Origin of the sequence: Mesorhizobium humile (genome assembly GCF_033977215.1) — a bacterium.
Classification (GTDB): Bacteria; Pseudomonadota; Alphaproteobacteria; order Rhizobiales; family Rhizobiaceae; genus Mesorhizobium; species Mesorhizobium humile.
Window position 1 is genome coordinate 168,810 of the sequence record NZ_JAVIIV010000008.1, and the last position, 14,630, is coordinate 183,439.

Below are 14,630 nucleotides of genomic sequence, written 5' to 3' on the forward strand. Positions count from 1 at the left end.
GGTGCGTTGAAAGCCGTTCGTCGCTTCCGGATGCGGTGAGCCGACGGAGCTGCGGCGAAACTGCCGAGAAGGCTACGGCCGAATCGCCGAGCCGGCTACGGCGAAAACGCCGAGCCTGACTGCTCAGTCGTCGTCTTGCGATTCGGCGATCTGGTTCAGGGCGGCGGCGTTGGTGATGCGCAGGCCACCGCGCCGGATGGCGATCATCTGCCGGCTGCGCCAGTCGTTGAGCGTCTTGTTGACGGATTCACGCGTCGCGCCGAGGAATTCGCCGAGCTCCGACTGCGAAATCGGAATCCAGCCGGCGCTGTCGGCCATGACGCCGCTCAGGAACACCAGCCGCTTTGCCAGCCTGGCCTCGATGCCGAAAAAGGCCTGGTCGCCCAGCTCGCCGCTGACCCAGCGCAGCCGCGCGCATAGCAATTCGATCATCCCGCGTGCCAGAGGCGGATTTTTCTCAATGCGGTCAAAGAGTTGCGACCGGCTCAGCGAAACCAGCTCGCATGCCGTGAGGCAGATGGCTGTCGCCGTGCGTGGGCGTCCATCCAGCGCTCCGATCTCTCCGACGAGACTGCGCGACAGCTCGATATTGGCCACCAGCTTCTGCCCGCCGGGCGAGTAGATCGAAATCTCGACAGTGCCGCTCATCACGCCATAGATGCGGTCTGATGTATCTTCCTGGACGAACAAATGCTGGCCGGCGGCATAGCGCTCCAGCTTGCAGCCGCCGAACAGCAGGTCGAACTGGCGCGGGTCGATGCGCGCCAGGCGCGGCAGGTTCCTGTCGTCCGCGCCGTTTGTAGCCATGATACGATTCCGCCTCTCGTTAGACGGAAATTGTAGGATAAGTGCGTGCTCGATCAAAGCGTCGTCTCCTTCTATGGTGGCTGAACGAACTCGGCAGGCGGCGGACAGAGTTTCGATGTCACGCCCGACACGCCGAAAACGGACAAGCCGGCAAACTGTAAGGAGACCGGGCGCACTGGCGGTTGCGGGCCGATCCTTGGACGCCGTCCGCGCGCTTGGGTGGGAGGTGCCCAGCGCGCAGACAGCAAACCTGAAAATGGCTAGGTGATCGAAATCTCTCCTCGAGAACCGCATATCCGGCAGCAGCTTCGGACGCCGTACTTGGTAGGAGTCGTCGACGCCACCGTTACAACATCTGAGCGCAAGCGGTGTTCGACGTATGTGAAGGTGCTCACAGATATGCGCGTCGGGCGGACCGATGGTTATTTTAGAAATGCATGGCCCACGCCTCGACCGATCTTTTCGTCGCAGCCGGCATGGTTGCCTAGTCGGCAAAAAGATCAGTCGAAGCGTGGCTGGAACCTTGGCTTGACCGCAGCGGACGGTCGGGCGCCATGGTTCATTTTGGGGGAGGGCACGCCGTGGCAGCCGCGAAGGGACTCCTTGTAAAGGTTCGTGGCGACGGCGCGGGACTCTCGGTGCGAGGCGGGCCACCGCGGATTGGCGGGATCGAAGCCGAGCCGATCCTTACTCTCCCACCCAGCCCTCTAAGCGCCGGTACGGCCGCGGCCGCGGATCGCGGCGCCACCTGGTTGCGGTTGGCCACGGATGCCGCCGATAGCGACAATCCCTGGGACCACGCCCACGACCTTGTCGCACGGACTCCGGCGCTGGCGGCCGCAGGCGCCGAGGTGCTCGCGGTCGAGCCCGATATCGTGCAGCAATGGGACTACAAGGACAGCGCCGGCGATCGCGGCATGGCGGCGAGCGCGGCTCCGACATGCGCTTTCGACGACCAGGATCCGAGCGGTGGACAGGCGACGGTGTCGGGCCGGATCGCCTGGAATGCCGCGCCGGACTTCAGCCAGTTCAAGGCGGCGCGCGAAAGGGTCGGCGCCAAGCAGGCCAACATCACCATCGCCCATCTGGACACCGGCTTCGACCCCGGTCATGAGACCCTTCCGGCAGGACTTCTTACAGCGCAGCAGCGCAATTTCGTTGATAAAACCCGTCCGAACGATGCGACGGACCGCGCGCCAGCCGGCACGCTGACCAGCAATCGCGGCCACGGAACCGGCACGCTCAGCCTGCTCGCCGGCAACAAGCTCGACGGCACGTCGCCGCACTGGCCGGGCTTCACCGATTTCGTCGGCGGCGCACCGCTGGCGAAGATCCTGCCGGTGCGCATCGCCGACTGGGTGGTGCGGCTGACCACCGGCACCATGGTGCAAGGCATCGACTATGCGCGCCAGCAGGGCGCGCAAGTGTTGTCGATGAGCATGGGCGGCCTCGCCTCGCAGGCTCTGGTCGATGCAGTCAACCTTGCCTACGACCACGGCCTTGTCATGGTCACGGCGGCCGGCAACAATTTCACCGTCACGCCCAGCAGCATCGTCTATCCCGCGCGCTACAACCGGGTGCTCGCGGCCTGTGGCGTGATGGGCGACGGGCGTGCCTATGCCGGGCTCGCCCTCGGTACCATGCAGGGCAATTACGGGCCGCCTTCGAAGATGGATACGGCGCTGGGAGCCTACACGCCGAACGTGCCCTGGGCCGAGATCGATTGCCGCAAGGTGGTCGACATGGACGGCAGCGGCACCTCGGCCGCGACGCCGCAGGTCGCTGCCGCGGCCGCTCTGTGGCTGGCTGAGCATTGGGACGTGGTGAAGGATTATCCCGAGCCGTGGATGCGGATCGAGGCGGTACGCAAGGCGCTGTTCGCGAAGGCCTCGAAATCGACGGCGAAGATGAATGCGACCGAGACGAAGCAGAAGATCGGGCAGGGCGTCTTGCGGGCCTTCGATGCGCTGGACGTCCCGCCGCCGGCGGCGAACAGCCTGACGAAGCTCGCTCGAGCCACCTACACATGGAGTTGGCTGGACCTTTTGACCGGTGGCAACTCTTTGGCGGCGCCCCCGCCGGCGACGCTTCGGCAGCGGATGATGTTTGCGCTTGAATTGACGCAGATGGCGCAAGGCGCCGCGGCAGTCGAACAGGCGATCGCCGACCCGGACGGCGATCCCGGCAATATTTCGGCCGCGGCGCGCAACCGCTATCTCGAAGCGGCGCTCGACCAGGGCAATCCATCAAAGCCGCTGAAGGCCTTTCTGGAAGGTTTGCTCGGCCGTCCAGGCGCCAGCGCGGCGGTTCCCGTGCCGGTCATGGGCCCCGCGCCAGCCATCAGGCGCAAGCCGCGGCCGCTGCCGCCGCCGCAACGGCGCCTGCGCATCTACGCGCTCGATCCTTCCGTGGCGAAACGGCTGGACTCGGTTTCGGTCTACCAGGCGACGCTTTCGGTGCCGTGGGACGACGAGCCGTCGACCGACAGGCCGCTGCTGCCGGGCCCGATCGGCGAATATCTCGAGGTGGTCGATGTCGACCCCGCGTCCGACCGCGTCTACGATCCGGTCGACCTCAACGACAAGGTGCTTCTGGCGCAGGACGGCCTGCCGCCTTCTGAGGGCAATCCGAAATTCCACCAGCAGATGGCCTACGCCGTCGCCATGACCACGATCGGCCATTTCGAGCGCGCGCTTGGCCGGCGGGCGTTGTGGGCGCCGCACTATGCCGAGGCTCCCGGCCGGACCGGCGACATGACCGTGAAGGCGCACTACGTGCCGCGCCTGCGCATCTATCCGCATGCGTTGCGCGCCGAGAACGCCTATTACAGCCCGGAAAAGAAGGCGCTGCTGTTCGGCTATTTCCCGGCGACCAGCAGTGAGGGCGACGTCACCACGCCCGGAACGACGGTGTTCTCATGCCTTTCCAGCGATATCGTCGCGCATGAGATGTCGCACGCATTGCTCGACGGGCTGCATCGCCGCTTCCAGGAGGCGTCCAACCCGGACGTGCCGGCCTTCCACGAGGCTTTCGCCGACATCGTCGCGCTGTTCCAGCATTTCACGCTGAAGGAACTGGTCAGCTTCGAAATCGGCAAGGCGAGGGGCGAATTGTCTGCCGCCTCGCTGCTTTCCGGTATCGCCAAGCAGTTCGGCGAAGGCAGCGGCAGGGCCGGGCCGTTGCGCGAATATGGCAGCGCCGGCATGGCCGATCTCGACTACGACAAGACTTTCGAGGCGCATGACCGCGGCTCGATCCTGGTCTTTGCCGTCTACCAGGCCTTCCTGGCGATAGCCGATCGGCGGACCGACGACCTGATCCAGCTGGCCACTGGCGGCTCCGGCATCCTGCCGGCGGGAACCCTGCATCCGAGCCTGGTCGAACGCCTGACCGACGAGGTCGCCAAGACCGCGAAGCAGATGCTGACCATGTGCATTCGCGCGCTCGACTATTGCCCTGCCGTCGACATCACCTTCGGCGAATATCTGCGCGCGCTGATCACCGCGGACCGCGACGCTTATCCCGACGATCCGCTGCACTACCGCCTGGCCTTCCAGGAATCGTTCCGCAAATGGAAGCTTCTGCCGCGCGACGTTCGCACCATCTCGGAAGAGACGCTCGCCTGGAGCGCGCCGGAGGATCCGTCGCCGGCCTGGCTGAAGGGCCTGCTCGGCAAGATCGACCTTGGCTGGAACCAGAAGCTGAAGCGGGCCGAGATCTTCGCGCTCAACGACAAGAACCGCTACGCGCTGTGGAAGGCGATGCACAAGGCCTTCGCCTCCAATCCGGACCTCTACATCCAGTTCGGCCTGCTACCCGATCTGCCGCGCTACAATGAGGACGGCACGGTCATGCACCCGCCGAAGAAAGGCGAGACGACCTTCGACATCTATAGCGTGCGCCCGACGCGACGCGTCGAGCCGGACGGCTCGTTCCGCGTCGAGGTCGTGGCGGTCATCCAGCAGCGCATTCCGGTCGCGCTCGACGGCACGGCGATGCCGCAAGGCATGACCAAGGGCGACGGCTTCTTCTGGTTCCGTGGCGGCGCGACGATCATCATCGACCCGCGCGAGGGTTTCGAGGAGATCCGCTACGCGATCATCAAGAACACCGGCAGCGTGGACCGGCAGAAGCGTCAGGCCGGCACAATGGCGGCCAATTACCTGTCGCCGCTGCGAGCGCTCTATTTCGGCGGCGAGGTGTCGGAACCGTTTGCCTTGCTGCATGCCAGCGATGGAGACGACGACCATGTCTAGAACGCCAGCGACGAGGACAAGGCCGGCAACAACAGCGCCCACAGCGACGCAGCAGGCTGCGGGCGTCACTGTGCGGCACTACTGCCAAGGTATCGGCGATTGCCATCTGCTTACCTTCAAAAAGGCGGACGGTACGCCGTTCTGCATGCTCATCGATTGCGGCATCCACGTTTCGATCACAGGCGGCCCGGCGCTGGTCAACGATATCGTCGCCGACATGAGGAAGGAGACCGGCGGCAAGATCGACATCCTCGTGGTCACGCACGAGCATTGGGACCATGTCTCAGGCTTCCTGACGGCAAAAGACCTCTTCAAAGACTTTGTTGTCGCCGATGTCTGGATGGCATGGACCGAGAATCCCGCGGACGCCGAGGCCGCGGAGCTGGACAAGTTCAAGGGCCAGGCGATCGCCGCGCTGCAGGGCGTGGGCCAGAAGCTCGATGGAATGCAGGGGCTCAGTTCCTACATGGCCGGCGTTCGTGACGGCCTGCAGTCCGTGCTCGGCTTCCAGTTCGGCGCCGCCGGCGAGCGGGTGCGCTCGGCCCGCGACGCGGCGGCGAGGCTGTCGCAAAAACCGTCACCGACCTATTTCGAGCCCGGCGGGCCGCCGGTGTCGATCGACGGGTTGCCCAACCTGCGCGTCTACGTGTTGGGCCCGCCGCGCGACAAGGCGGCGCTGCGGCTGGAGGAGAAGGCGAGCGAGATGTTTCCACTGGCCAGCGGCGGACCGTTTGCGCGGGCGCTGGTGAGCGGCCTCAAGATGAACGAGGCGGCCGACGCCAATTACGTCGACGAGCTCAGTCCGTTCGAACGCAATGTCGGTACGCCGCTTTCCGCCGCGCTCAACGGCGACAAGGGCAGCGACCCGGCCATCGATATCGGCGCCTATGTCCGCAAGCATTATTCCGGCCCGGTTTCGGCCACGGCGGCCATGGAAGACCGCGACCAGTCCTGGCGGCGCATCGACGCCGACTGGATGGGGATCGCCGCCGACCTTGCCCTGCAGCTCGACCGCGGCGTCAACAACACCAGCCTGGTGCTTGCCTTCGAGTTCATCGACTCAGGCCGGGTGCTGCTGTTCCCGGGCGACGCCCAGATCGGCAACTGGCTGAGCTGGAAGGAGCTGAAATGGCCGGTGGGGCAAGGCACCGTCACATCGGCCGATCTTCTGGCGCGCACCATCTATCTCAAGGTGGCCCATCACGGCAGCCAGAACGCGACACCGCAGAAACAGGGTTTCGATCTGCTGACGAGCGCGGACCTTTCGGCTTTCATCCCGACCAACAAGGTCGATGCGGTGAAAGTGCATTGGGGCGAGATGCCCTATGACGGCATCCTGACCGCGCTGGAGACGAAGACAAAGGGCCGCGTCATCCGCGCCGATGATCCATGGCTGGCCGACAAGAACGGCAAACCGGCCTTTGCCGCGCCGTCCGGCTCGATCCAGGCGGTGCGCAGCGCACCGCGCGATGCTGCCCGGGGGCCGGGCGGGTTGTGGGTCGAGGTGGACCTGGTTTGAGTGCTCGCCAGCGAGCCGATTGCGAAAAATCGAAAACCGCTCTATGGAGCATGCGGCTGAATGAGGGCGGCCACTCAACACATTGCACAAGGTCGTCCCATGCCCGATGCATTCTCGCGCGTCATCGCCTTCCTTGCCGTGGTCACCGCCCTGCTATTTGCCGGGCTGCATTTCCACCAAGGCCACATCATAGCCACGCTCTATTTCATGACCGGCGCCGTTCTGGTGACGGCCGTGACGAGTATGAATGTGCGGAGAGGGCTGATTTAGGCGTTGGCATGCATCCATGCCCAAGCATGTATGCAGCAATGCTTGAGAAACTCTTTGGGCCGGATCATCCAACATATACAGGGAGTTGGATGGTGGGCGATGCAGGGATTGAACCTGCGACCCCACCCGTGTGAAGGGTGTGCTCTCCCGCTGAGCTAATCGCCCGCCTGCGGCCCGAAGGCCGAAGCGAGCCGCGATATAAGGTAGGCGGATGCGCGAAGTCAAGGCGATGCGCCGACGATCTTGGGACTGAATTTTCCGGGCCGGAGGCCGTGGAGCGCCGCTCAGCGCGCCGCCGCGATCAACCGCTCGGCCAGGTCCGGCGTCAGCGTGTCGAAATGCGAGATCACCAGCGTGGGTTCGAATTCGCGCACATGGCGATCGGTGTAGCCGAAATCGACCGCGACCACGGGAATGCCGGCCGCCTTGGCGGTGTCGATGTCGGTCTGCGAATCGCCGACCATCACGGCGCTGTGCGGATCGCCGCCGGCCAGGCGGATCGTCTCGGTGAGATGGCGCGGATCGGGCTTGCGGAAGGCGAACGTGTCCTGGCCGCAGATCGCGGCAAAATAGTTCGACAGGCCGAGCGCGCCGATCAGCGCTACTGAATTGGCTTCGTATTTGTTGGTGCAGACCGCCATCAGGTAGCCGGCGGCCTGAAAACGGTCGAGCGCGGCAACGACGCCAGGGTAGGGCTGGGATTTGCCTGGAATGTTCAGCGTGTAATGGTCGAGAAACAGCGTCAGCAGCCGGTCGTGCTCCGCCGCCACCAGTGCCTTGTTCTGCGCGGCATGCGCGCGTTCGATCATGACGCGTCCGCCATGGCCGACGAAGCGCCTGAAACCGGTCTCGTCGACAGCGGCGAGGTCGCTTGCCGCCAGGCTGTGGTTGAGGCTGTCGAGCAGATCCGGCGCCGTATCGACCAGTGTTCCATCCAGGTCGAAGACGATGATCGGGCGCGGCATGGGTAGTTCCTGTAGCGATTGAATTGCCGCAGCCGATACAGGTTGGGCCGGGTTCAAGCAAGAAGCCTCGATCGGTCCACAGCGCGGCATTTGATGGGGGCCTTTGAGGGCGAACCTTTGACGCGACAGGCAAAAATGCTAGGAGGCGCGCGAAACCGGCAAAATCGGGGCCTCCCAATGGATGCAAGGCAGTTGAAGGTCGAAGCCGCGCGGGCAGCGCTGGCCCATGTCGGCAGCGGCATGCGGCTCGGCATCGGCACCGGCACCACGGCGGAAGAATTCGTGCGGCTCTTGGCCGAGAAGGTTGCGACCGGTCTCAAGGTCATCGGCGTGCCGACTTCGGAGCGAACCGCGGCACTCTGCCGCGAGCTCGGCGTGCCGCTGTCCACGCTAGAGGACACGCCGGAACTCGACCTTACCATCGACGGCGCCGACGAGGTCGATCCGGACCTGACACTGATCAAGGGCGGCGGCGGCGCGCTGCTGCGCGAGAAGATCGTCGCGGCGGCGTCCGAGCGCATGATCGTCATTGCCGACAAGTCCAAGATGGTCGCAACCCTCGGCCGGTTCCCGCTGCCGATCGAGGTCAACAAATTCGGCCTGCGCGCCACCGAGATCGCGATCGGCGCCGCGGCGGCAGAGCTCGGGCTTTCCGGCCCGGTTACATTGAGGATGACGGGGGGCCAGCCATTTGTTACAGACGGCGGCCACTTTATCCTCGATGCATCTTTTGGCCGCATTCCGGATACAAGAGCGCTTTCGAATGCTCTCTTCGCCATTCCTGGCGTTGTCGAGCACGGTCTATTCATCGGGCTGGCGTCAACGGCCATCATCGCCGGCGGCGACGGTATCGAAACCGTCCATGCAGCCTGAAACCAGGGAGTTCTACCGACTATGATGTTGCCTAAACGAGTTCGCCGCCTTTCGACACTTCTGGCGGCCTCGGCCGTCCTTGCGCTGTCCTCGCCGGTGTTTGCGCAGGACGTCAGCGAATCGCATCTGAAGGCCGCCCGCGCGGCTGTCGCCGCGATCCACGCTACGGACTCGTTCGACAATATCCTGCCGCAGGCGGCGGCTGCGCTGGAATCGCAGCTCATCCAGAAGAACCCCGACATGCAGGAGCTGATCGGCAAGACCGTGACCGAGAAGGCGCTCGGCATGGCTTCGCGGCGTGCCGACCTCGAAAAGGAGGCGGCGCTCGCCTATGCCAAGGTGTTCTCCGAGAAGGACCTCAACGATATCGCCACCTTCTATAGTTCCGATGCCGGCAAGAAGCTGCTCGACAGCGGCCCCGCGGTGACGCGTGATCTCGTGAAGGCGGCCGACATCTGGCAGAATGGCGTTGCCCGCGATCTCGCGCAGCAGGTCGGAGAGACGCTTGCCGCGGCAGCCAAGGCCGCGGCGCCGGCAGCGCCGGCTCCGGACGCCACTGCGCCCGCCGACGGTTCCGCTCCGGCGGACAATTCGGCGCCCGCCGACAATTCTGCCCCTGCTGACGACTCGCAGAACTGATCCGCGTCTGCCGGCCGACGACTGCTGGACCACAAAGCCCGGGCTTGCCCGGGCTTTTCTTTTGCCGCTTTGCAGCCTACCTGTGACCCCGTCTTTCTCATCCGCAGGAGCCCACGCGATGGCTGGTTATGACTATGATCTGTTCGTCATCGGCGGCGGCTCGGGCGGGGTGAGGGCGGCCCGGGTGGCGGCCGCTCTCGGCAAGCGCGTCGCCATCGCCGAGGAATACCGCTTCGGCGGCACCTGCGTCATCCGCGGCTGCGTGCCGAAGAAGCTCTATGTCTATGCCTCGCAATTTCCCGAGCATTTTGCCGACGCCGCCGGCTATGGCTGGACCGTGCCCGAGGCGAGCTTCGACTGGCAAACGCTGGTCGCCAACAAGGACAAGGAGATCGCGCGGCTCGAGGCGATCTACAAGAGGAATGTCGAGGGCTCCGGCGGTGAGACCTTTCACTCGCGCGCCGTGGTCGTCGACCACCACAGCATCTATCTGGTTGCCGAGGACCGCACGGTCAGCGCCGACCAGATCCTGATCGCGACCGGCGGACGTCCGGCGCCGCATCCGGCGCTGTCAGGCCATGAATACTGCATCTTCTCCAACGAGGCCTTCGATCTGAAGCAATTGCCGAAAGCGATCATGATCGAGGGCGGCGGCTACATCGCCGTCGAATTCGCCAACATCTTCCATGGCCTGGGCGTCGACACCACGCTGGTCTATCGCGGCCAGGAGATCCTGAGCCGCTTCGACATGGATCTGCGCCGTTCGCTGCACGAGACCATGGAGAAGAAGGGCATCAAGATCCTCTGCCCCGCGGTTTCGGAGTGGGTGCGCAAGAACCCCGAAGGCAGGCTGGATGTGCTGCTGTCGAGCGGCCAGACGCTGACGGTCGACCAGGTCATGCTGGCGATCGGTCGTATTCCCAACACCGAGAATATGGGCCTGGAAGGCGTCGGGGTGGAGCTCGGTAAGACGGGCGCGATAGTCGTCGACAAATATTCGCGCACCAATGTCGACCACATCTGGGCGATCGGCGACGTCACCCATCGCGTGCAACTGACGCCGGTCGCGATCCACGAGGCGATGTGCTTCATCGAGACCGCCTTCAAGAACAATCCGACCGCGCCGGACCACGACACCATTCCGACGGCGGTGTTCTCGCAGCCGGAGATCGGCACCGTCGGCCTCTCGGAGGACGACGCGATCAAGCGCTACCCCGATGTCGAGATCTATCGCGCATCGTTCCGTCCGATGCGGCACACGCTGTCCGGCCGCGACGAGAAGATGCTGATGAAGCTGGTGGTCGACAGTGCGTCCAGGAAGGTGATCGGCGCCCATATTATGGGTCCCGATGCCGGCGAGATGGCGCAGCTTCTCGGCATTCCGCTGAAGGCGGGTCTGACCAAGGACGATTTCGACCGCACCATGGCCGTCCATCCGACGGCGGCCGAGGAACTGGTGACGATGTACAAGCCGACCTATCGCGTGAAGAACGGCGAACGGGTCTGAGCCACGGATTGGAGGAGCGCCGCCGGCATGGCCGGCGGCGATAAGTCCCAAGTCTACAGCAGCGTGCCGCGCAGGATCACCAGCGCCACCGAGAAGTAGATCACCAGCCCGGTGACATCGACCAGCGTGGCGACGAACGGCGCCGAGGCGCTCGCCGGGTCGAAGCCGATGCGCTTCAGCGCGAAGGGCAGCATCGATCCCGACAGCGAGCCGAAGGTGACGATGCCGACAAGCGCCGCGCCCACCGTTGCCGCGATCAGCATCCAGTGCGGGCCGTAGTCGTAGAAGCCGAAATACTGCCAGAGCGCGATGCGGCAGATGCCGACGATGCCGAGGATCGAGCCGAGCACCACCCCGGTCGGCAGCTCGCGCAGCGCCACCCGCCACCAGTCGCGCAGCCCGATCTCGCGCAGCGCCAACGCGCGGATGACGAGCGACGTCGCCTGCGAGCCGGAATTGCCGCCGGAGCTCATGATCAGCGGGATGAACAGCGTCAGCACGATCGCCTTCTCCAGTTCGCCCTCATAGCTCTGCATGGCGTTGGCGGTCAGCATCTCGCTGAGGAACAACGCGCAGAGCCAGCCGGCGCGTTTCTGGATCATGGCGAGGAAGCTCATCTTCATGTAGGGCTCGTCGAGCGCCTCCATGCCGCCGAAACGATGCACGTCCTCGGTCGTCTCCTCGATCATCGTATCGATGATGTCGTCGACGGTGACGATGCCGAGGATCCTGCCATGGTCGACCACCGGCAAGGCGAGCAGGTCGTATTTCGAGATGGTCTGCGCCAGGTTCTCGCGATCGGTGAGCGGCGTCACCGTCACCGGCACACGATCGGGCGCCACCGACAGGATCGGATCTTCCGGATTGCCGGTGATCAACCGGCGCAATCCGGTCGCCCGCAGCAGGAGCTGCGTCTCCGGATCGACGATGTAGATGGCGTAGATGGTTTCGCGCGTGCGCTCGACCTTGCGGATGTAGTCGAGCGTGCGCCCGACCGTCCAGTCCGAGGGTACGCTGACGAATTCCGTCGTCATGATCGAGGCGGCGCTGCCTTCGGGATATCCCAGGATGGACAGCAGCGTCGCGCGCAGCGGCGGCGCCAAGGCGCCGAGCAGTTCCGAGCGGGCCGGCTCGTCCAGCTCGCGCAGAATGTCGGCGGCACGGTCGACCGACATCGCGGTCAGAAGCTTGCTTGCCTTCGGGCGGGGCAGGGCTTCGGCGAGTTCCGGCGCTGCTTCGAGCTCCGGCTGGTCGAAAATCTCGACCAGCCGCTCGAACGGCACGGCGCAGAGCAGCTCGATGGCTGTCTCGCGGGGCTCACGGTTGAGGGCTTCGACGACGTCGGCGACGTGATCGTTGGCAAGAACACGGGCGACGGCGACGGCTTCGTCGTCCAGTACGGGTGCGAATTCGATCATGGCTCACTCCTTGCCGTCCGGCAGGACGTGAGCCGTCAGGTCACGTCAGGGCGGACGGCGGTTGCGTTCGACTGTGACTGTCGCCAGGCATGGCGGGTTGACCTTTCTGCTCGCCGGGTTCGCGCATGATCCCGAAAATCGGCTTTCGATTTTCGGAAAGGATCATGCGCAAATTCTAAGTTTCTACAGCGTCCTTTGCGCGCCCAAGTGACGCGCGGCGCTGTAGGTTTGAATTCTGCGAGCGGGCGCAACATAGGAGCGGTTTTTGCCGAGTCAATCGCGGAACATTGGAAAACGCGCGCGGATAGCGCTGATCGCGAGACTGTGATCGGCGGCGCCTGCCGGCGCAGCCACCGTCTCACCCAAAGACTTGGTATGACTGCTATTTCTGCTTCAGGCGGCGCGAGAAGCGCAGCCATTTATCCTCGGTCGGACGGGGCTGCGCGAGAATGGTGGTGAGCTCGCGCGGCAGGCTGGGCGCAAGCGGCTTCTTGGTGGCGACGCCGTCGGCGATCGAAACCACGCTGTGATAGAATTCCTCGCCGGAAAGCGAGCGCGGCGCTACAGCCTCGTGCATGACGCTGATGACGGTGACGTTCGCACAATTGTCCTTGATCGCCTGGTGGAAGGCGACCTTGCCTTCGGGATCGAGCGCGCCGGTCGCCTCGTCGAGGAAGAGAAGTCCGGGCTGCTGCAGGATGATGCGCGCGACCACCAGCTTCTGCTTCTGGCCGCCCGAAAGCACCTGGTCCCAGATCTTGCCCTCGCGGCTCTCGTCGGCCAGATGTTCGATGAAGTCGCCGAGGCCGGCCTTGTGCAGGGCCGCCGCGACCTGCATGTCGGCATGGTCGTGCTCGGAACCTGGTAGGCAGACGAGCTGCTTCAGCGAAACCTGCTGCAGCTTGACCTCCTGGGCGGCGTAGAAGCTCGCCACGCCCTCCGGAAAGACGATGGTGCCGCGGCCATATGGCCACAGGCCGTTGATCGCCTTGATCAGCGAAGTCTTGCCACAGCCGGACTCGCCCTTAAGGAAGGTCCATTCGCCGCGGCGGAAACGCAAATTGGCGGCGCTGAGGAACGGCGTCGCGTCCTCGCCCTGATGCGCCAGCTCCAGCTTCTGGATGGTCAGGCCGAACACCGGGTTCTGGGCAGCGTAGCTGAAGTCCGAGCGGCCGGTCTGCTGATAGAATTCGCGCGGATGCTGGACGCTTTCGATGGCGTTGGCGAGTTCGGTGACGCGCTGGCTGTTGGCCCTGAGCGTCGCGATCGCCGGCATCACATGGATGAACCACGAGCACTGGCTGATCAACTGGGCGACCATTTCGGAGCCGGTGATGTAGCCCTTGTAGTCAAGGCGGTTGTGGATGAACGACACGAGGCCCGGCGCGTAGGCAACGATGCGGGCGCCGACGAAATTGTAGATCAGCTCGAACGACGTGTAGCTGGTGTTGACGACGTTGAGCCGCCCCCATGTCTTGTCGATGTCGACATAGAGCCGGTCATGCATCGACTTCTGCACGCCCTCGCCATGCGAGGCGGCGACGTGGAAGCTGCGGCGCAGGAATGTCGTCAGCTCGCTGCGGTAGCTGCCCTCGGCCTGCTGCATGCGCACATTGAGCCGCTCGAGCAGGCGGCCGAGCTTGACCGCGATCCAGGTGTTCAGCGGCACGTAGGTAGCGACGGCGAGGAAAGCCAGCACGGCGGTGCCGTAGCTGCCCAGGAATTCCAGGCCCTTGACCTCCACCGAGGACCCGATCAGGTTTTCGCCGATGAAATAGAGCGAAGTCGCTACACCCAGCACACCCATGGCAAGCCCGATCGCGCCGCCGGTCATATCCTTGATCGATTCCTGGATGCGCTGGTCGATGTTGTCCGGAGCGACGATGCCGCCGGCGGCCGAACCGTGCTGGGCATGGAAATGGGTGTGGTTGCCGTCGAGCAGGGCCTGGTTGAACTGATTGTTCAGCCAACCCCGCCATTTGCGGTGCAAGGTCGTTGAAACGAGATTGCGCACGCCGGTGAAGACGGCATCCTTCAGCACGACCAGCAGCACCAATATGCCGGCATTGGTCAGGATGGTCTGCAACGGATGGGTGTTGGCGGCGTCGTGGAGGAAGGCGATCGAATTGCCCAGCTCGCCCAGCGCCACGGCAAACCAGACGCCAGCCTTGCTGGACAATGCCGTCAGCAGCGCGATGACGATGGTGAGGGTCCAGGCTTCCTTCCACCGGTCAGAGAACCAGTAGGCTCGCATCAGCCCCCAGAATGTACGCATCGACGATACCGGCGTCAGGGACGAGGTCCTTGCCTCGTTGGATGTTTGCTCCGGTACTGTACGTCGCGGTCTACCGACCCCAGTCACGATCCCGCCCAAAC

Annotated in this window: 10 protein-coding genes and 1 tRNA gene; 6 read left to right on the forward strand and 5 right to left on the reverse strand. The window is 64.5% G+C overall.

The features are described 5' to 3' along the window. Nucleotides 1–123 precede the first annotated feature (123 nt). Nucleotides 124–807 carry a Crp/Fnr family transcriptional regulator gene (locus RFM52_RS14735; protein ID WP_320295637.1) on the reverse strand — a complete coding sequence of 228 codons (684 nt, stop codon included), beginning with the start codon at nt 805–807 and terminating at the stop codon, nt 124–126. Between the two features lie 752 nt (nt 808–1,559). Between RFM52_RS14735 and RFM52_RS14740 the strand changes: the two genes are divergently transcribed. The 3 genes from RFM52_RS14740 to RFM52_RS14750 all read left to right on the forward strand — a co-directional run bounded on the left by RFM52_RS14740 (nt 1,560) and on the right by RFM52_RS14750 (nt 6,852). After that, the gene (locus tag RFM52_RS14740) at nt 1,560–5,063 is read left to right on the forward strand and encodes a S8 family serine peptidase (RefSeq protein ID WP_320295636.1); all 3,504 of its coding nucleotides are present in this window, start codon (nt 1,560–1,562) and stop codon (nt 5,061–5,063) included. Then, nucleotides 5,056–6,582: an MBL fold metallo-hydrolase gene (locus tag RFM52_RS14745; protein ID WP_320295635.1), complete on the forward strand. Its 1,527-nt coding sequence runs from the start codon at nt 5,056–5,058 to the stop codon at nt 6,580–6,582. The genes RFM52_RS14740 and RFM52_RS14745 overlap by 8 nt, the downstream gene beginning before the upstream one ends. Nucleotides 6,583–6,681: 99 nt before the next feature. After that, on the forward strand, nt 6,682–6,852 hold the full coding sequence (locus RFM52_RS14750; RefSeq protein WP_320295634.1) for a hypothetical protein: 171 nt from the start codon (nt 6,682–6,684) through the stop codon (nt 6,850–6,852). A gap of 90 nt (nt 6,853–6,942) precedes the next feature. Here the strand turns inward: RFM52_RS14750 and RFM52_RS14755 are convergent. Next, nucleotides 6,943–7,017: transfer RNA gene (locus tag RFM52_RS14755), tRNA-Val, on the reverse strand. Between the two features lie 119 nt (nt 7,018–7,136). Then, nucleotides 7,137–7,817, reverse strand: a complete 681-nt coding sequence (locus tag RFM52_RS14760) for a phosphoglycolate phosphatase (RefSeq protein ID WP_320295633.1) — start codon at nt 7,815–7,817, stop codon at nt 7,137–7,139. 177 nt (nt 7,818–7,994) lie between these two features. Here RFM52_RS14760 and rpiA point away from each other — a divergent pair, with 177 nt between their 5' ends. From rpiA to gor, 3 genes are all read left to right on the forward strand, one after another. Continuing rightward, complete coding sequence (rpiA, locus tag RFM52_RS14765; RefSeq protein WP_320295632.1) at nt 7,995–8,690, forward strand: ribose-5-phosphate isomerase RpiA; 696 nt, start codon at nt 7,995–7,997, stop codon at nt 8,688–8,690. 21 nt (nt 8,691–8,711) lie between these two features. Continuing rightward, nucleotides 8,712–9,329: a DUF2059 domain-containing protein gene (locus tag RFM52_RS14770; RefSeq protein ID WP_320295631.1), complete on the forward strand. Its 618-nt coding sequence runs from the start codon at nt 8,712–8,714 to the stop codon at nt 9,327–9,329. Between the two features lie 118 nt (nt 9,330–9,447). Beyond that, nucleotides 9,448–10,836, forward strand: coding sequence for a glutathione-disulfide reductase (gene gor / locus RFM52_RS14775; protein ID WP_320295630.1), 1,389 nt, complete (start codon nt 9,448–9,450; stop codon nt 10,834–10,836). Nucleotides 10,837–10,889: 53 nt separating this feature from the next. Here gor and mgtE read toward each other — a convergent pair whose 3' ends face one another. After that, a complete protein-coding gene (gene mgtE, locus RFM52_RS14780; RefSeq protein ID WP_320295629.1) occupies nt 10,890–12,254 on the reverse strand; it encodes a magnesium transporter in 1,365 nt (454 codons plus the stop codon). 382 nt (nt 12,255–12,636) lie between these two features. Further along, nucleotides 12,637–14,529 carry an ABC transporter ATP-binding protein/permease gene (locus RFM52_RS14785; RefSeq protein ID WP_320295628.1) on the reverse strand — a complete coding sequence of 631 codons (1,893 nt, stop codon included), beginning with the start codon at nt 14,527–14,529 and terminating at the stop codon, nt 12,637–12,639. Nucleotides 14,530–14,630 lie beyond the last annotated feature (101 nt).